The organism is Natrinema sp. H-ect4 (assembly GCF_041894845.1).
Classification (GTDB): Archaea; Halobacteriota; Halobacteria; order Halobacteriales; family Natrialbaceae; genus Natrinema.
On sequence record NZ_JBHDYC010000015.1, the window covers coordinates 1 to 16,651 of the forward strand.

The following is a 16,651-nucleotide window of genomic DNA, read 5'->3' on the forward strand; positions in this document are numbered from 1 at the left end:
CCCAATATCGATATCAAAGGCGTGTCCAAGCTCGTGTGCTACTGTCGGCCCTTTTCTCGCACCCAGAAAGTCATCTGGGTCAGTATCTACAACGATACGTCTTGGTACCGGATCGAAATACCCCAATACGTCATTCTCATCTATGCTGCCATCCAGTTCAGAATTATTTACATATCCACTTCGTTCTGCGAACTCAAGCACCCGAGTTGCTCGGCCAAACAGCTTTGCATGTGGGATGGTATCTACATGAGGAAAGTCCATTTCCCAGACATTCTCTTCCCATGTATCTACCTCAAGAGTAATCGGCTCGTTTGAGTTCTCGTCCTCTTGTTGGTCGGCATTTGGTCTGTTCTCATGGATTGCGTTTGCTTTTGCCTTACTTTCTCCACCCCCTCGTAGTGTGTACGGCGATGGGTTATCCCCTAATTGCTCAAAGCCGCGTGCAGTGTCGAGTGCTGAAAATGGTTTCTGGAAGACATACATCCAAATTAATGTGTGTTCGGGGCAGTTTCGTCTTCTCTTTGGGTAATATCAGCATCACCCTTCTCTTCAATCTCTTTTACACGTGCGACGAAAGTCTTCGCCGCATCGGCCTTCCCTGTCGCATCGTACCGGTGCGAGTCAACCGTACTTGGCTCAATATTCAATATCTGGGCGATTTCACTTCGACTGAATCCAGCTCTATGTAACGCTAATACGTGGGCTTGTTTCACCCCAATCATGCCGGACTCATGTAATGACCATGCGTTGTGAAGTGCACGTCCAACACGAGAGAGTTCTACCTCGGGAGTAGAGGTTTTGAATTCATGGACTTGCTCAGACATTGCTCCCCCCTCGATATTAGGTGAGTACCGTGGACTAAATCGTTCGTCCTTTTCGTTGTACGTACCCACGAATAGTCCACCTCGCCAATGGATATAGTACGCAGGCATCCCTTCCATTTCGGACTCCTCGTCAGTAACTCGTCCTATGAAGACAGCCTGCTGGTCCTGGATGTACATTGGGAACTCAAACTCCTCGTATTCGGACATTGGCTTCACCTTGCCACTATATAGTAGCAACAACTATTTAAATGTTTCTCCCGTCGATGACGCCGACGATCTCATCGGTGGACTTCGCCGAGAAGGGCTCAGCTACCGCATTCAACTACACGGCTATCGAAATCAGGTCGAACGTCTCTTTCGTGTGGTAGAACGACGAGCCGCTTCGTTCTCAAACTGTTTCAGCCACGTCGATCCAGCTACCGCAGACACCTATAGTAGCCACTGAAACGATTCACACACTGATCGTATAGCTGTCGTTCGATCAGGTGTGCAATGACTTTCAGTGGCTACTATAGCTTCAGGCCCACGCCGTTTGGTGGAATTATGTCTAAGTTAACACTACCGACGTAGCGCGCGCCACCGCACGCCGGTTCCCCAGTCCGGAGTATCGTGTAGATCGATGGGGCTGAGCGGTCTCGCCTCGAGTCACGTCTTCCTCGGATCGATATCATCGAATTAGACAGTCAGTTGCGCCACAACAGCAGTTTTTACGCGACGGTGGTGTACGAAGCCCGATGTCGACGATAGCCGACCTTCGACTGCCGGCGGCGGAAACGGCGTTGGCAACCGCCTTCGAGCGCGCGCCGGCGGCCACGTTCGAACTCGAGTCCTCGGTGTCGAAGACGCGCCCGTCGCTGTGGGTCGCCGGCGTCGATCGCGAGACGGTCGACGACGCGTTCGCGGCCGACCCCTCGGTCGAGGCAGCGGAACTCCTCGTCGAGACGGACTCGAGACTGCTGTACGACGTGACCTTCGCGGATGAGACGGGGACCGAGATCCTCTGGAACGACCTGCTTCTCGACGGCGGCTCGCTGCTCGAGGCGCGGGCGACCGACGGCTGGTGGCAGGTGACGGTTCGGTACCGCGACCGCGACCTGCTCACCGAGGCCTACGAGCGGCTGGTCGGCCGCGGGATCAACGCCGATCTCCGGCGCGTGACCGACGTGACCGACGCCGACGGCTGTGAGACTCGGTTGACGCCCGAACAGCAGGAAGCCCTCGAGGCCGCACTCGAGTATGGCTACTTCGAGATTCCGCGCGGGGTGTCGATGGAGGAGTTGGCCGAGGAGCTCGGAATCTCCCATCAGGCGCTCTCCGAGCGGTTCCGGCGGGCCTACGAGACGCTGGTCGACGCCGAACTCCAGCCCGCGGGAGAGGAGTCACAGCTCGAGTGAGCGCCAGTCGACCGGCCGCGACGGATTGTGATCGCGAGGCGGCGGCCGAATGGGAACCCGGCACAATCGTTATTTGGGTGGCTTACGTTCGCCACCACATGACTAACCTGCTTTCCGACGATGAGATCGAGACGCAACTCCCCGACGACTGGAACCGCGAGGGCGACGAGATCGTTCGTGTGTACGAGTTCGACGACTATCTTCGCGGCGTCAACTTCGCACAGATGGTCGGCGAGATCGCCGAAGCGCAGTTTCACCACCCCGAGATCATCATTCGCTACGCCGGCGTCGAGATCCGGTTGACATCCCACGAGGAAGGCGGCATCACCGACGATGACATCGAGATGGCCGAACTGATCGAGTCCGAACGCGGCGACTGAAATCACAGTACCCACACGATGGACGCCCGCTACGTCTTCCGCGTGCGTGTCCGACTCGAGCCCGCTCAGGAGAACGTCTCCCTCGAGCCGAGCAGCGCCGAGACGACGGTCACGCTCTTTCGCGGGGCCCCGGAGCCGGGTACCGAGGGCTGGCTGTTTTTCCGGAATACGCTGTGGCGCGGCGAGGTATCCGACGAGGACTACGCCCGCCGGCTCGCCGCGGAGTGGCTCGGCGTTCCCGAGCGGACCGTCGAATCGGTCGACTTCCGCGAACTGCAGGCCGACGAGGACTATCTCGAGGCGCTGAAATCGGAGATCGAGGCGGATCTCGAGGCGTTCAACGCCGATGATGTCTCCGAGGTGTTGTCGAAGTATCTGGGCTCGAGCGTTCGTGTGACGGATGCGTCGTGACCGCGCCGCGAGTTGACCGCGTTCCGTCCGGCGCGCGAGACTCGAAATCCGCAGTCACTCGAGGGGTACAGCCACTCGTTACTCGACATCGTCGTGCGTCAGCAACGGGCGCGTTCGTTCGTCCTCGGGTGAATCGTACGTGATGACCTCGAGGAGGTTGCCGTCCGGGTCGAGGAAGTAAAAGCCCTCGAACTCCCCCCAGTCGTAGGGTCCTTGCTTCGGGAACTGTCCCTCGAGGTCGGCCATCAGCGACTCGTAGGGCCCGCGATCGGTTGCGAACGCGAGGTGGGCCTTGTCGAGCGGGTGATCGAGCCCACGCTCATCCCAGTTCTCGGCGCGGCCGGTTTCGGCCAGCGTCACGACCGTCTCGCCGGCCCGAAACATCGCGTGTGCACCCTGGAAATCGTCGGGCGGTCTGACCAGTTCGAGATCGAGGACATCGCGGTAAAACTCGTAACAGGGCTCGAGCGCGTCGACATCGACGTTGATGTGATCGACAGCGTCCATGTCGGGAAGTACCACGGGAAGGGACATGAGGCTAGCCGTGGCAGCAGCGTCGACCGGCCTCGAGCGAGTATCGACTGCAGCGGTCCGCACCGTTCGGCCTCGAGCGAGTTTGTAACGAGCGGACGCCCCTCAGGAACTATCGACCCGCGAGGGCGACGGCGTCTGCCGCCACTCCGGTTCCTCCCGCGGCGGCGCGAGGACCCCGAGACCGAACGCATCCTCGCGAGCCCGATTTTCCGCGCCGTGGCGTTCGCTGCTCGCGAATCGATACGCGTCGCCAGCCGTGAGCGGGTACTCCTCGCCCTCGACGATTGCGGTGAGTTCCCCCTCAAGGACGAACCCGATCTGTTCGTTGTCGTGCGCGTGGACCGGTAGCGTCGCTCCGGCTTCGATCCGCCAGTAGACCATGCCCGCTCGGTCTCCGGTGGGGAGCGCCGCGAGGTGGACGCCGTCAGCGACCTCCTCGAACGCCGCCCGGTCCGTCGATCGTTTCTCCATGTGAGCAGGAAACACTCCCCACGCCATCACTGATAAACGTATCGTGAAAACGCTTTAAGCACCTCAGCGGTGTCGGTTGATACATGTTGACACACCAATCCGTCCGGCTGTTTCACCTCCCGTTCTCGTTCATGCTGCCCCAGCGGGTGGCGGCCGAAGAGGGCTACTTCCGCGATGAGGGGCTCACGGTCGAACTGGTCGAACGGGACAGACGCGACGTCGAAGTCAAGTATATCCCCGCAGAGGAAACGCTGACGGACGATTACGACGTAGACCTCTACCCGATCTGCAAGTGGGAGAGCATCCGCCGGACGTGGGAGATGGGCGACGGCCGCATCGTCGCAAACGGCACCTTCGCGAACCTGCCGTACACCGTCTTTACCCGTCCCGACTCCGCAATCGAGACCCCGGCCGACCTCGCGGAGGTCCCTGTCGGTGTCAACTTGCGAACCGGGCAGGAGTATACCGCGCGAAAGGCGCTCGAGGAACACGTCCCGCCCGACGAGATCGACCTCGTCGGCTGCGGAATGCCGACCGACAGGCTGCAGGCCCTTCGCGAGGGGCGCGTCGACGCCGTGACGCTCATCGACCCCCACAGTACCCTCGCCGACCACCTCGGTTTCCGACGACTCCTCGAGTACGACAACCACATGGGCATCGTCGGCAGCGCCGAAATCGATCGTGACCTGCTCGAGGCGTTCCTGCGGGCCTACGGCCGCGCGGTCGACGACATCAACGCCGATCCCGACGCCTTCCGCGGGACGTATCTCGAGTTACTCGAGGCCGACGCGGCGGTCGCGCCAGACCTGTTCGACGAGATCGACGTCGACGCCGTCCGCGAAGAGATCGACGTGCCCGAGTACGAGGTCCCCGAGCCCGCCGACCGCGGGGAACTCGACGACCACCTCGAGTGGATGCAGGCCCGCGGATTGATCGGCGAGGACGCGACGATCGACGACATCGTCGCGCCGCTGTGATCACGCATCGAGACGCCCCAAGCGCCACCTCCATCCAAACCCCACCATGACCGATATCGACATCAGTTCCCAACAGGCCGCGATCGACGAGTTCCAGAGCGACCCCGACGACCGTCCCGTTCTGCGGGCGCGGTTCGAACACAACGGCAGCCCGCGGTACATGCTCTATACGATCAAACGGTTCGGCTACGACCACGACCACGGCTTTCACCTCGACCTGCAACTCGTCTCCGACGAACTCGAGGCGGGCCGCGAGACCGTCGAGGCGAAACTCCAGGACGGCGACGCCGACCTGATCGACATCGACTACATCTCGACGGCCCGCGAGCGCGCCGACGGCGCGCCGATCGTCGCCTTCCACCCCTACGGCCAGACCGTCGGCGGGCTGGTCGTCCCCGACGACTCGCCGATCGACGGGCTCGCGGATCTCTCGGGCCACCGAATCGGCGTCGTCAGACGCCTCGACAAGAACTGGATCCTCGTCCGGGCGGCCTGTCGAGAGTTCCATGGCTTCGATCCGGACGAGACGGCGACGCCGGTCGAGGCCGGTTCGAAGGTCGAACTCACTCGGCTGCTCGAGGAGAGCGAGGTCGACGCGATCCTCCAGTTCTGGCAGATTATCCCGGAGATCGTCGAGACCGGACCCTACCGCGAGGTGCTGCCGATGTCGCGGCTGGTAGACCGCCTCGCGGACGGCGGTACCGACACCGACATCGACACTGACACCGACGGCGATCGCCCGATTCCGGTCTCGACGTTCCTGACGAGTGAGGGATATCTCGCCAACCATCCCGATGCTGTCCGCGGGTTTCAGAGCGCGTTTCAGGACGCCGTCGAGCGACTGCAACGCGACGACGAACTTTGGACCGAGATCGGCGCACAACTCATGTACGAGGACGACCCCGCGGTCATCCGAGCCGTCCGCGATCGGTGGCGGGAGATGGTCGTTCCCGACTGGGACGAGTCGACGGTCGAGGGGATGGAGCGGCTGTTCGACGACCTGCGCGCGGTCGCCGGCGCGGACGCGCTCGGTGTCGACGAACTCCCGGACGGACTGTTCCGGCCGACCCTCGAGGTGGACGCATGACCGCGACGGACAGCGAGCCCATCTCGTTCCAGCTCAACTGGGAACCCAACGGCTTCCAGTCGCCGTACTTCCTCGCCCGCGAAGCGGGGTTCTACGAGGCGGAGGGCCTCGAGGTCGAGTTCGTCGAGGGACACGGCTCGCCGTTTGCGGTCGAACGCGCCGCTCGCGGCGAGAGCGATATCGCGCTCGCCGGCGCGAGCGCCGTGTTAGCGAAACAAAGCGAAGGCTTCGAGCCGCTCGCGGTCGCGGCGGTGACCCAGAAGACGCCAGCGGCCGTCTACACCCTGCGGGACGTCTTTGGCGAGGAACTCACCGAACCCGAACAGCTCGCGGGCCAAACGGTTGCGCCCTCCGCCACGAAGACGCGGATCCTCACCGCTCAGTTGCTCGCGAACGCGGGCATCCGCGACGAGGTCGAACTCCTCGAAGTCGACCCGCACACGCACCACCGCGTCCAGCACAAGGTGGTCGACGGGACGGTCGACGCGGCGGTCGGCGTCGTCACGAACGGGATCGAAATCGGCCGGGAACACGATCGGACGGCCGACGAACTCCCGATCGGCGACTATCTGGATATCTACGGGATGACGCTCGTCACCGGCCCCGAGTTCGCGGACGAGAACCCGGAGACGATTCGGTCGTTCCTGCGGGCGACCGCGCACGGCTGGGCTGCCGCGACTCGCGACCCCGAGCGCGCGATCGACGTGCTCGTCGACCGGAACGCCACGCTCGAGCGCAATCGAGAGATCGAACGGCGCAAGTTCGAAACCGCCGCGAACCGACTGCAGTTCACGCCGTATACTCAGGATCACGGCTGGGGTGTGCAGGATCCGGCCCGCTGGCGGCGACTCGGGGAGACGCTCTCGGAGACGGCGCTGCTCGAGGGTGCGATCGATCCGGACGCCGTGTGGACCGACGAGTTTCGGCCCGCCGACGAGCCGATCGTCGCCGAGTACGCCGACCGGGTCCGGCCGACGGCGGAGTGATCGCGTCTCCGATTTCCGCCGCGATCGGCCGTGTTCTCCATCAGTGGCCGTTCCGCGACGGTCGACAGGCATTTACTGGAGAACCCCGTACATCTGTGTCCGAATGGCCCTCGAGCAATCCGAGTACGACTTCTGGCTGCTGGACCTCGATGGGACCCTCGTCGACGTCGAGTGGTCTTACACCCGCGAGGTGTTCGACCGGGTCGGCGACCGGCTGGGGCGGGAGTTCACCGACCGGGAGGCCGACATCCTCTGGAGCGGCCTGACTGGCTCCCGAGATCGCCAGCTCGAGGAGTGGGGGGTCGACCCGCAGGCGTTCTGGGAGGTCTTCCACGACGAGGAAGAACCGCTGGTGCGAGCCGAACAGACCTACCTCCACGAGGACGCCGCGTTCGTCGCCGACCTCGAGGCACCGGTCGGGCTCGTCACACACTGTCAGGAGTTCCTCACCGAGCCGGTGTTGGAACACGTCGGGATCCGTGACTGGTTCGACGCGCGTCTGTGCTGTACCGAGGAGACGGGCTGGAAGCCCGACCCGGACCCTGTCGAGCGCGTCATGACCGATCTCGGTGTCGCTCACAACGGCCACCGGGGTGTGCTCGCCGGCGATGGTGCTTGCGACATCGGTGCGGCGTGGAACGCCGGACTCGACGCGATTCACGTCGAACGCGTCGGCCACGAGCGGCGGGGCCGGTGCGTGCTCGGTGATCACCGCGTCCGCTCGTTCGACGAACTGGGGTTCAATGGACCGCATCGATCGGCGACCGACTGACGTTTCACGGCGAGCACCCGTTCCGGTGGGCGTCTGAGAGAACGTGTGAAAATTGAGAGCACGGATCACGAGATCCTCTCTCTCTCCTGCAGGCGACGAATCGGGGCAGATTTCACGCACGTCGAGAGCGACGGCCGGATCTCGCTCGGGACCGATAGTGAGGATATCGCTAAGACCACAAAGAATTCAACGGTCCAGTCGGAGACGGAGTTACGATGAAGTACTGCCTCGACTGCGACTGGCATCTAAACGCCGCCAGCGAACCGTCACAGCGCGACCGCTCGCGGGCGGCGATCGAGCATCACGTCGAGACGGGACACGCGATCGACTCGAGCGAATCGGTTGTCCGCCCGACGATTCCCGACGTCACCGGCGAGATATTCGTTCGCGACCTCGTTCCCTCGAGCGACTGAGAACCGAGCGGTCGGCGTCTCGTCGTGGCTCACCCGTAATGTTTCTCGAGGTAGTCGACGATCTCGTCGCTCTCGTAGCGCGATTCCTCGCGGTCGGTGTCGACGAGGAACGGAATCGCGTCCTCGCCGCCCAGATCGATCATCGCCCCGTGACGCCACTCGTTGAGCACCTCGCGGTTGCCGTCGGGTCAGCGGGGGGTGTGAGTCACGTACGAACCGCCGAGAGCCGTCAGCTTCTCGCGGACATCCGCGCTGTGTGGACAGTCCTCCGCCTGATAGAGCGCGAGCATCCTGCGTACGGCGACCACACCACCGCTCTCCGTACACGTTGGCCGCGCAGCCACTGACGAATCGTCGGCGAGTCTCGGAGCCGCATTCATGTATTCTTACCATTTAATCGACAGGAAAGCTTATGCCGGGATGCTCTGGTTATCGGTGCATGGCACGCGACACGCCGGTACAAAACCGGACTACCAACGCTGCGAATGACACACAATTGCCGAACCTCGTCACGATCGTCGGTCGAGGAGTCCCCTCGAACTACGAGATCGCCGTCGACGGTGACCTCGAGATGCTAGCGGGTGATCCGATGGCTGAGGGAACCGTCCTCTCGGGGAGCGTCGCGGAGGGGGCAATCGATGTCGGCGTCCAGCGGTTTCGCTTCTCCGGCGAGATGGCGAACGTCCGACTCGTCGACTGGAACGGCAACGAAGCGCCCGACTCCGCGAGCGTCCCGACGGTCCACGTCGAGTACGGCGCGCCGAATCGGTAGCGGGGTCGCGTCTCCCGACGGGAGACGATCCGGGTAGGGGTTTTCCGGTCGCAGTTGCGACCGAGCGATGGCGTTCTGTCCGACGGGAGCGGACGCTACCGAACGAACTCACAAAACGCACTCGAGAGCGATAGAACTCCGCCGCGTCGTCAGTCGTCGTCGGTCGCGCCGAGACTCGCGTCACCGGTCGTCGTGTCACCGGTGACGGCGGCAGCCATCGATGGCGGCGCGATCGGCCCGTCGTTCGCGCCGAACTCCGGATCGAACAGTTGGAGCGCGGTATGGATGGTGCTCCAGTCGTCTTCCGCCGCCGCCTCCCGCAGGCTCTTGGTCGGCGGTGCGAGCAACTGATTGACCAGCGAGTCGGCCATCGCCTCGACGACTTCGCGGTGTTCGTCGGACCCCTCGTCGCCCTCGAGGTGCGAGAGGGCCGTCTCGACCTCTCGTTCCTTGATCCGCTCGGCGGACTCGTACATGGCGGCGATGGCCTCGTCGGCGCGGGCGCGCTTGTACTGCTCCGTGAGCAGGTCGAACTCCCGGTCGATCATCGATTCGACCTCGCGAGCCGCGTCGGCTCGCTGGTCGCGGGTCTCTGCGGTGATCGACTCGAGGTCGTCCAGATCGAAGATCCGCACCGCGGGCAGCGTGGCGGTCGCCGGTGCGACATCGCGAGGCTGCCCGAGATCGACGATCACCTGTTCACTTGCCTGCCCCTCGAAATGTTGGGGTTCGAGTATCGGCTCCTCGCTGCCGGTCGCCGTGACGACGACGTCGGCGCGGGTCGCGACGGTATCGAGCGCCTCCAGCGACGCGGCGGTGGCATCGGTCTCATCCGCGATATCGTCGACGAGGTGGGCGGCGTGGGCGACGGTCCGGTTGGCGACGATGAGTTCGTCGACGCTGGCGGTCGCGAGACTGCGAGCGGCGAGTTGTCCCATCTCGCCGGCTCCGACGACCAGCGCGGTCGCTCCCTCGAGCGGAATCTCCCGGGCGGCCCGTCGCGTCGCGGCCGAGCCCAGCGAGACGACGCCCTCGTTGATCGCCGTCTCGGTGCGGGCGCGCTCGCCGACGTGGATGGCCTTCGTGACGGCGGCCTCGAGCATCGAGCCGATGCCGCCGGCGTCGCGGGCGTCCTCGTAGGCGGTCCGGACCTGGCCGATAATCTGGTCCTCGCCGAGGATCACCGACTCGAGGCCGGCGGCGACTCGCAGCAGGTGCCGCAGGCTCTCGTCGTGGTCGGTGGTGACGACGGCCTCGTTGTCGATCGCGGCGAAAAATTCCGCGAGTGCGGCCCGGCCGACAGTGTGGTCCGACCCGACGACGTACGCCTCTACTCTGTTACACGTCGAGAGGACGTACGCCTCTTCGATGTCGGGCACGGTCAGCAGCTCCGTCACGGCGGCCTCCTGATTCTCGGGGCTGGCGGCGGCGAGTTGGTCGACACTACCGCTGTCGTGTGTCACCCGCGCTGCCGTAACGACCCCGGTCGAAATCACGGCTGATCACTCCCGGTAGACGGTTGTTCGCCGAGCACGTCCTCGATCACTTGCGGACAGTTGGAAGTACCCGTACGTAAAGCTGTCCAAAGATCCGGAGAATTGACGACGTCGGTGACGACCCGTCGCCGTCGGTCGGCCGGCACGTCGCGCGCTTTGAGTTCCTCGCGCAACCCCGCACAGACTCGGGCCATCTCGCCGGCCCCGTCGAGAGTCTCCTCGAGTTCCTGCCGAAGGTACTTGCTCAGCGCGGGTGCCGTGCCACCGGTCGCGACCGCGACGGTTACCGGCTCCTCGCGGACTGTCGCGGGAACAACGACGCTACCGGGATCGCGTTCGCCCGATCGATCCGCCCGGTTGACGAGACACCCTCGCTCGTGGGCCGCGTCGGCGACGGCCTCGTTGATCCCCTCGTCGTCCGTCGCGGCGACGACCAGCGCGGGCGTGGCGCGCTCGAGCCACCCCGCGATATCGTCGGGATCGGGCGCGGTGCGGATCAGCTCGGCTCCGCCGAAGTCCCGATCGGCGAATGCCGGGCTGACGACGAGCACCCGCGCCTCGCGGGCGAACCGCCGGGCCTTCCGGGCACCGACGGGGCCGCCGCCGAAGACGAGCACCGTCGCATCCGTGAAATCGTGTAAGAGTGGAATCATCGTGTCTGAAGGGGTCCGTCTGTTCGCCGTTACCGCTCTCTGGTGTTGGCATCGGCACGCTCCGCCATCCGAATGCCAGTTTTCTTCAATATTTGCGTCGAAAACAGGGAGTCCCAGTCGTCGTCGGTCACGTCCCAGTACTCGGCCATGGTCTCGCGGACCTGCTCGATGCGCCGTTGGCTCTCGGACTCGCTGCGGCCGTGAGTCATCGCAAAGAAGTTGTACGGCCAGACTCCCTCGTGACGCGGGCGCTGATAACAGTGGGTGACGAAGGGCAACGCGGCGACTTCGGGGCCGACCTCGGGGACGACCTCGTCCGGCACGTTCCAGACCGTCATTCCGTTTTCCGTGTAGCCAAGCGCGTAGTGATTCGGTACGACGCCGATCCGCCGAATCTTTCCGTCGCGCTCGAATCGTTTGACCGTCTCGAGCACCCACTCGAGATCCTGATCGATCGCATCGGCCACGTCCGCGTACGGCGTCTCGGTGAGCGGCACGCCGTCCTGTATCTCGAGGACGAGGTCGCGTTCGGCCGGGGTAAGCGTGGATTCGTCGGTTGGCGCGATATCCGGGCCGAGAGCAGAACAGTCGATACCGGCTGCGTCGGTGTTTCCATCGCCGTCGAACGGTCCGTCGACGTAGAACTTGGCCTCGACGCGGAACTCCTGTTGTTTGGGGAGGTTGTACGTCTCCTGGCCCGTCCCCGCTTCGATTTCGGATAGAACGTCCGCCACGCGGTCCTCGTCGGCGACACTGACGACGAACCAGACGTTCAGGTGTGGATGCTCGCGCTCGTAGTTGTGAGCCACCTCGCGGTGGTCGTTAACCCGCTCGACGATCTCGTCGAACCGGTCCTCGGGGGCGTGCATGGCGACCAGCGTCGCCGCGCCGCCGATCTCCTGTGCGTTGACGAGCGCACCGAACCGCGAGAGAACACCGCGCTCGTCCAAGTCCTGAATCGTCTCGAGTAACTCCGCTGCGTCGATGTCGACCCCGCGCTCGCGCATGGCGGCCGCGGCGGGCTCGAACGGCCGTTCCACGACGGGAAAGCCGCCCTGAAAGGCGTTGACGACCGCCCGCTCGCGCTTCGTGAGGTCGACGTCCGTGGTCATACGGAATGCTCGGGACTGGCGGTGTATAAGCGAATTGGAACTGGAGGCTCGTCTCGCTCGCCTTCTGAGCGAGTAACCGACGGAAGAGCTTACTCCCCTTCGACGCCCGTCACGTCGAAACCGAGCGCTCGAATCCCCTCGAGGATCGCCTCGTGGTCCGCGCTCGCCTCGTAGTAGATGACGATGTCGAAACTGCCCTCGCGCAGCAGTTGCTGGCATTCCCAGACGAATTCCTCGTCCTCGAGGGTCAGCCCCTGGTGCTGGTTCGAGGAGAAGTCGGTGTCGTCGTTGCCCGAGTAGACGTAGCAGTCCTGCGGGTCGTATCCCGACTGTTCGGCGATGATGTCGCCGACGTCGATCGTCGCCTGCATCATCTGCACGTCCTCGCTGCCGTCGTAGTCGGTGTGGACGATCGCCCCGTTGAGGGCGATGTCGCCGGGCTCGAGCAGCGCCTTGGTCCGCTGATAGAGATCCTCGTCGAGCGCGTCGGAGTTGGTGTTTGTCATTATCGGAATCGTACGGGGCCGGCCTGATAGCCGTCACGATTCCGACGGCGCGAGTGACTCATCCCGGAGAGAGCGACCCTGTCCTCACGCCCAGGAGTGTGAGGGTGTCGCTCCGTCTCGCTGAGGGAGGGTGACACGCAAGAACCATAGGTCTCGGTGACTTTTACCCGAGTAATGAAGCGGTGGCTCCGCCAACGTGTTGATTCGGCCTACGAGCGGCTACTCTCCAGGGAAATCTCCGGCGCGCCGACACACGTCGCAGTGATTCAGGACGGGAACCGGCGGTACGCCCGCCGCCGGGGCGGCGACGCCCACGAGGGCCACCGGGCCGGTGCCGAAACGACCGAACGCGTCCTCGAGTGGTGTCAGGACATCGGCGTCGAAGAGCTGACGCTGTACACGTTCTCGACGGAGAACTTCGAGCGGCCGGCGGAGGAAAACGAGGCGCTGTTCGACCTCCTCTGTGAGAAACTCCACGAGTTTGCGGACGCCGACCGCGTCCACGAGAACGACGTCTGCATCCGCGCCATCGGCGAAACGGAGATGCTTCCCGAGCGGGTTCAAAACGCCGTCGAGTACGCCGAACGGCGCACGTGTGGCTACGATCGGTTTGTCCTCAACATCGCGCTCGCCTACGGCGGTCGCTCGCGACTGCTCGAGGCCGCCCGCGGGGTCGCGGCGGGCGTCGAAACGGGCAACCTCGAGCCCGACGAGATCGACGTCGAAGACATCGAGCGCCGACTGTACGATCAGCCGGTTCGAGACGTCGACCTCATCATCAGACCGGGCGGCGACGAGCGAACGTCGAACTTCCTCCCGTGGCACGCCAACGGCAACGAGGCGGCCGTCTTCTTTTGTACGCCCTTCTGGCCGGAGTTCTCCAAGACGGACTTCCTCCGCGGGATTCGAACCTACGAACATCGTGAGGAATCCTGGCGGCGAACCCGCGCTCGCCGTGCACTGGCCCTGCTCGGCGCGGTCAGCGAGCCGGAACTCGCCGAAGCCCGTTCGATCGTCGACCGGTTTCGCGACTCGCTCCCATCGGGCGAACAGCCCGACACCGGGGAACTCGAGAGCGGGGACTCGAGCAGTCAGGTTGCGGACTGACCCCGCTGAACGGCCACTATCGTCCTGCCGTCAGCTACTGCCCGCCGCCGTCCGCCACTGCCTCCCCGCGTATCCATCGATCGCAGAGCTGCCGGGCGATCGGGCGGCACCGGTCCCTGTGGGTTGCTAACTACCCTCACCGCAAGACATTTATCCATCAGTATGACAACACAATTTGCGATGCCGGCTCCAAACAGTGCGCCCGTCGTCGATGTCGAGCGATTCGTTCGGCTCACGAACGTCCCGCTCGACGAGGCGTACGCGCTCCTCGCGAACCCCAGGACGCGTCTCACCCTCCACGTGCTCTCGACGTGTGAACCACCGCTCCCGGTCGATAGGCTGACCGACGCCGTCGCCGGTCGGGACGACGCCGACGAACGCACCGTTCGCGTCTCGCTCATCCATGTCGTCCTGCCGAAACTCGAGGCGCGCGACGTCCTCGAGTACGACCGCGAGACGGACACGGTCCATCTGGAACGTCCCGTCGTGGTCGCGGACGATCGGGTCGCGGAACTCGCCGGTACGATCGAGTCAACGGGGACGAACACCTCACAGCGGCGCGACTCTGCCGACTAACGGCCGTACCGTCGCGACCGGTTGCAGTACTCACGGACCGCCCGGAGAAAGTCTCGCTTGCGGAAGTCCCGCCAGTTGACGTCGGTGAAGTACAGTTCCGAGTAGACCGACTGCCAGATCATGAAATCGGAGAGCCGCTCCGCGCCGGTCTTGATCACTAGATCCGGCTCCGACGGGAACACGAGGTGGTCTTCGACGTGTTCGTCGTCGATCTCGTCGGGATCGAGGTCGCCCGACTCGACCCGCTCCGCGAGGGTTCGCACCGCGCTGGTGAACTCGTGTTTCCCGCCAAGGCCGATCCCAATCCGGATCGGCGCGTCCGCACGCGCCCTGTCCTCCGGGCCGCGAACGGCGACCGGCCGCGGCGCGTCGATCGTCTCGAGTTCGCGCTGTAAGGCCGGCACCGCCGCCGCGTCGAGGACGCTCACGTAGACGGTCACCTGCGAGGCGTACTCGACAGCCCACTCGAAGAAGTCCGTGAGCGTCTCGTAGGCGCCTCGCTCTAACAGATCGCGTTCGGTAATCACGAGCGCGACGTGGTCTGGGGGGTCGCCGTCGTGACGGGCGATCCGGAGGGCGAGGTACCGTTCGTACAATCCCACACGCGTGAGTTTCCCGGCGACTGTGATACGAGTTTCGGGTTTCTAACGGACGCCCAGCGACGATACGTACAGCCCGAATGAGCCGTTAAACGCGGTGAAAACCGACTCGAGCAGCGTTCACGAACCTTGAAGTAATCGCCACAGAAATGGACCGATATCGTGACAGCACCCGTTCGGCGAGCCGGCGTGTTCGCGGCTCTCTGTACGCTCTCGCTGGCCGTTCCGCTCGTCGAACCGCGGGTGGCAGCCGCGGTCGCCGGTGTCGTCCTCCTGGGGGCCTACGTGATCACCGACGGCCCGCTCTTTGACCTGCTGGCGTATCCGGGCGATTACGAGGATTCACGACTCTACGGTCTCATCACGTTCGTTCTCGCGGCGGTCGCGCTCGGTCTCATGGCGACCGCGGCGTCGATGCCGATCGCCGTCTTCGTCGGGACGATACTGCTGGTCGGCTACGGCAACCTCGGCGCGCAACTCGTCAGGCTACGAACGGACACCGATGTCGTTCGCGTGGGCGGCTTCTGTCTCGCGGCACTCGCAGCCGCTGTCGCCGGACAGGCGCTCACCCACTCGCTCACCGGTGACGCCGTCGCATCAGCACTGCCGCTGGTCGTCTTCCTGGCCGCCAGCGGTGCGTTCTTCGCCGCACTCCTTCGCGACGTACTCCTCCCCTCCGACGACCCGATCATCGTTCTCTCGGTCGGCCTCCTGCTCTGGTTGCTCGCGGAACTCGAGCCGACTATCGGGACGGGCGAAATCGTCATCGCACTCGCCGTTACGGTCGCCTTCGGCTACGCATCCTACGCCCTCGAGACGGCGTCCATCGCGGGGATGCTCACCGGAATCTTGCTGGGGCTGCTAACGATCGTTCTCGGCGGCTACGGCTGGTTCACCGTCCTCATCTCCTTTTTCGCCATCGGCGGCCTCTCAACGAAGTTCCGCTACGAGCGGAAGACGGAACTCGGCGTCGCCGAGGACAACAACGGGGCTCGGGGGAGCGGGAACGTCCTCGGCAACGCCGCCGTCGCGCTCGTCGCGGTGCTCGGCTACGCGGCCAGCGACGCCGGCTTCCTCCCTCGAGAGCCCGAACTGTTCCTCTTCGCCTTCGCGGGCTCGATCGCGACTGCGATGAGCGACACCCTCTCGAGCGAGATCGGCAGCGTCTTCGACCGGCCGCGGCTGATCACCACCCTCGAGCCGGTCGATCCCGGCACGGACGGCGGCGTCACCTGGCAGGGAGAACTCGCCGGCGTGGTCGGCGCAGCGGTCGTCGCCGCGATCGCGTACGGGCTCTTCCCCGACATCGAACTCGTCGGCGCGGCGATAATCGTCGCCGCGGGTATCGCCGGCATGACCGTCGATAGCCTGCTCGGGGCGACGCTCGAGGGAACGATTCTGGGGAACCAGGGCGTGAACTTCCTGGCGACGCTCTCCGGCGCGATCGTCAGCGCCCTCCTGGTGCTCTCGATCGCCGTTTCCTGAGGGGCAGAACCGATCCCGGCTTCGAAGCGTCCAACGATGCCGACAACCGTTCGGTCCGTGGACACGGCTCGTGGGGTACCGTACTGGCTACCCATT

Annotated in this window: 21 protein-coding genes and 1 pseudogene; 12 read left to right on the forward strand and 10 right to left on the reverse strand. The window is 64.3% G+C overall.

Annotation, left to right across the window (positions count from 1 at the left end):
* A partial coding sequence (locus ACEWFR_RS17580) for a hypothetical protein (protein ID WP_374062275.1) occupies positions 1 to 483 on the reverse strand: 483 nt, incomplete at its 3' end.
* Positions 484 to 488: 5 nt separating this feature from the next.
* Positions 489 to 1,031 carry a helix-turn-helix transcriptional regulator gene (locus ACEWFR_RS17585; RefSeq protein ID WP_374062276.1) on the reverse strand — a complete coding sequence of 181 codons (543 nt, stop codon included), beginning with the start codon at positions 1,029 to 1,031 and terminating at the stop codon, positions 489 to 491.
* Positions 1,032 to 1,558: 527 nt separating this feature from the next.
* On the opposite strand from ACEWFR_RS17585, the gene ACEWFR_RS17590 reads away from it, so the two are divergent.
* The 3 genes from ACEWFR_RS17590 (at position 1,559) to lwrS (ending at position 3,009) form a co-directional block, all read left to right on the forward strand.
* Entirely contained in the window at positions 1,559 to 2,218 is a 660-nt protein-coding gene (locus tag ACEWFR_RS17590; protein ID WP_374062277.1) for a helix-turn-helix domain-containing protein, read from the forward strand.
* A gap of 98 nt (positions 2,219 to 2,316) precedes the next feature.
* A complete protein-coding gene (locus ACEWFR_RS17595) occupies positions 2,317 to 2,598 on the forward strand; it encodes a 4a-hydroxytetrahydrobiopterin dehydratase (protein WP_374062278.1) in 282 nt (93 codons plus the stop codon).
* 18 nt (positions 2,599 to 2,616) lie between these two features.
* Entirely contained in the window at positions 2,617 to 3,009 is a 393-nt protein-coding gene (lwrS, locus tag ACEWFR_RS17600; RefSeq protein ID WP_374062279.1) for an LWR-salt protein, read from the forward strand.
* A gap of 78 nt (positions 3,010 to 3,087) precedes the next feature.
* Here the strand turns inward: lwrS and ACEWFR_RS17605 are convergent, their stop codons facing one another.
* Together ACEWFR_RS17605 and ACEWFR_RS17610 are read right to left on the reverse strand one after the other, a co-directional pair.
* On the reverse strand, positions 3,088 to 3,516 hold the full coding sequence (locus ACEWFR_RS17605; protein ID WP_374062280.1) for a VOC family protein: 429 nt from the start codon (positions 3,514 to 3,516) through the stop codon (positions 3,088 to 3,090).
* A 129-nt stretch (positions 3,517 to 3,645) separates the two neighbouring features.
* Positions 3,646 to 4,014: a cupin domain-containing protein gene (locus tag ACEWFR_RS17610; RefSeq protein WP_374062281.1), complete on the reverse strand. Its 369-nt coding sequence runs from the start codon at positions 4,012 to 4,014 to the stop codon at positions 3,646 to 3,648.
* A gap of 83 nt (positions 4,015 to 4,097) precedes the next feature.
* Here ACEWFR_RS17610 and ACEWFR_RS17615 point away from each other — a divergent pair, with 83 nt between their 5' ends.
* From ACEWFR_RS17615 to ACEWFR_RS17635, 5 genes are all read left to right on the forward strand, one after another.
* Positions 4,098 to 4,991, forward strand: coding sequence for an ABC transporter substrate-binding protein (locus ACEWFR_RS17615; RefSeq protein WP_374062282.1), 894 nt, complete (start codon positions 4,098 to 4,100; stop codon positions 4,989 to 4,991).
* 46 nt (positions 4,992 to 5,037) lie between these two features.
* Positions 5,038 to 6,078 carry an ABC transporter substrate-binding protein gene (locus ACEWFR_RS17620; RefSeq protein ID WP_374062283.1) on the forward strand — a complete coding sequence of 347 codons (1,041 nt, stop codon included), beginning with the start codon at positions 5,038 to 5,040 and terminating at the stop codon, positions 6,076 to 6,078.
* On the forward strand, positions 6,075 to 7,064 hold the full coding sequence (locus tag ACEWFR_RS17625; protein ID WP_374062284.1) for an ABC transporter substrate-binding protein: 990 nt from the start codon (positions 6,075 to 6,077) through the stop codon (positions 7,062 to 7,064). The genes ACEWFR_RS17620 and ACEWFR_RS17625 overlap by 4 nt, the downstream gene beginning before the upstream one ends.
* Positions 7,065 to 7,167: 103 nt before the next feature.
* A complete protein-coding gene (locus ACEWFR_RS17630) occupies positions 7,168 to 7,836 on the forward strand; it encodes an HAD family hydrolase (RefSeq protein WP_374062285.1) in 669 nt (222 codons plus the stop codon).
* A 215-nt stretch (positions 7,837 to 8,051) separates the two neighbouring features.
* Positions 8,052 to 8,249: a hypothetical protein gene (locus ACEWFR_RS17635; protein WP_374062286.1), complete on the forward strand. Its 198-nt coding sequence runs from the start codon at positions 8,052 to 8,054 to the stop codon at positions 8,247 to 8,249.
* A gap of 29 nt (positions 8,250 to 8,278) precedes the next feature.
* On the opposite strand, the pseudogene ACEWFR_RS17640 reads toward ACEWFR_RS17635, so the two are convergent.
* Positions 8,279 to 8,539, reverse strand: a pseudogene (locus tag ACEWFR_RS17640) (glutathione S-transferase N-terminal domain-containing protein).
* Positions 8,540 to 8,688: 149 nt separating this feature from the next.
* On the opposite strand from ACEWFR_RS17640, the gene ACEWFR_RS17645 reads away from it, so the two are divergent.
* The gene (locus ACEWFR_RS17645; RefSeq protein ID WP_374062287.1) at positions 8,689 to 9,021 is read left to right on the forward strand and encodes a hypothetical protein; all 333 of its coding nucleotides are present in this window, start codon (positions 8,689 to 8,691) and stop codon (positions 9,019 to 9,021) included.
* 149 nt (positions 9,022 to 9,170) lie between these two features.
* Here the strand turns inward: ACEWFR_RS17645 and hemA are convergent, their stop codons facing one another.
* The 4 genes from hemA to ACEWFR_RS17665 all read right to left on the reverse strand — a co-directional run bounded on the left by hemA (position 9,171) and on the right by ACEWFR_RS17665 (position 12,788).
* Positions 9,171 to 10,514, reverse strand: a complete 1,344-nt coding sequence (hemA, locus tag ACEWFR_RS17650) for a glutamyl-tRNA reductase (protein WP_374062377.1) — start codon at positions 10,512 to 10,514, stop codon at positions 9,171 to 9,173.
* Positions 10,514 to 11,170 (reverse strand): bifunctional precorrin-2 dehydrogenase/sirohydrochlorin ferrochelatase, encoded by a 657-nt coding sequence (locus tag ACEWFR_RS17655; protein WP_374062288.1) that lies wholly within the window; start codon positions 11,168 to 11,170, stop codon positions 10,514 to 10,516. Before ACEWFR_RS17655 ends, hemA begins: the two co-directional genes overlap by 1 nt.
* 29 nt (positions 11,171 to 11,199) lie before the next feature.
* Positions 11,200 to 12,282, reverse strand: coding sequence for an Lrp/AsnC family transcriptional regulator (locus ACEWFR_RS17660; RefSeq protein WP_374062289.1), 1,083 nt, complete (start codon positions 12,280 to 12,282; stop codon positions 11,200 to 11,202).
* Between the two features lie 89 nt (positions 12,283 to 12,371).
* A complete protein-coding gene (locus tag ACEWFR_RS17665) occupies positions 12,372 to 12,788 on the reverse strand; it encodes a DUF5778 family protein (protein ID WP_374062290.1) in 417 nt (138 codons plus the stop codon).
* A gap of 174 nt (positions 12,789 to 12,962) precedes the next feature.
* Between ACEWFR_RS17665 and uppS the strand changes: the two genes are divergently transcribed.
* The gene (uppS, locus tag ACEWFR_RS17670; protein ID WP_374062291.1) at positions 12,963 to 13,895 is read left to right on the forward strand and encodes a polyprenyl diphosphate synthase; all 933 of its coding nucleotides are present in this window, start codon (positions 12,963 to 12,965) and stop codon (positions 13,893 to 13,895) included.
* 180 nt (positions 13,896 to 14,075) lie between these two features.
* The gene (locus ACEWFR_RS17675; RefSeq protein WP_374062292.1) at positions 14,076 to 14,471 is read left to right on the forward strand and encodes a hypothetical protein; all 396 of its coding nucleotides are present in this window, start codon (positions 14,076 to 14,078) and stop codon (positions 14,469 to 14,471) included.
* Here ACEWFR_RS17675 and ACEWFR_RS17680 read toward each other — a convergent pair.
* Positions 14,468 to 15,073, reverse strand: a complete 606-nt coding sequence (locus ACEWFR_RS17680) for an undecaprenyl diphosphate synthase family protein (RefSeq protein WP_374062293.1) — start codon at positions 15,071 to 15,073, stop codon at positions 14,468 to 14,470. The genes ACEWFR_RS17675 and ACEWFR_RS17680 overlap by 4 nt on opposite strands.
* Positions 15,074 to 15,232: 159 nt before the next feature.
* On the opposite strand from ACEWFR_RS17680, the gene ACEWFR_RS17685 reads away from it, so the two are divergent.
* Positions 15,233 to 16,555, forward strand: a complete 1,323-nt coding sequence (locus ACEWFR_RS17685) for a TIGR00297 family protein (RefSeq protein ID WP_374062294.1) — start codon at positions 15,233 to 15,235, stop codon at positions 16,553 to 16,555.
* The last annotated feature ends 96 nt before the right edge of the window (positions 16,556 to 16,651 follow it).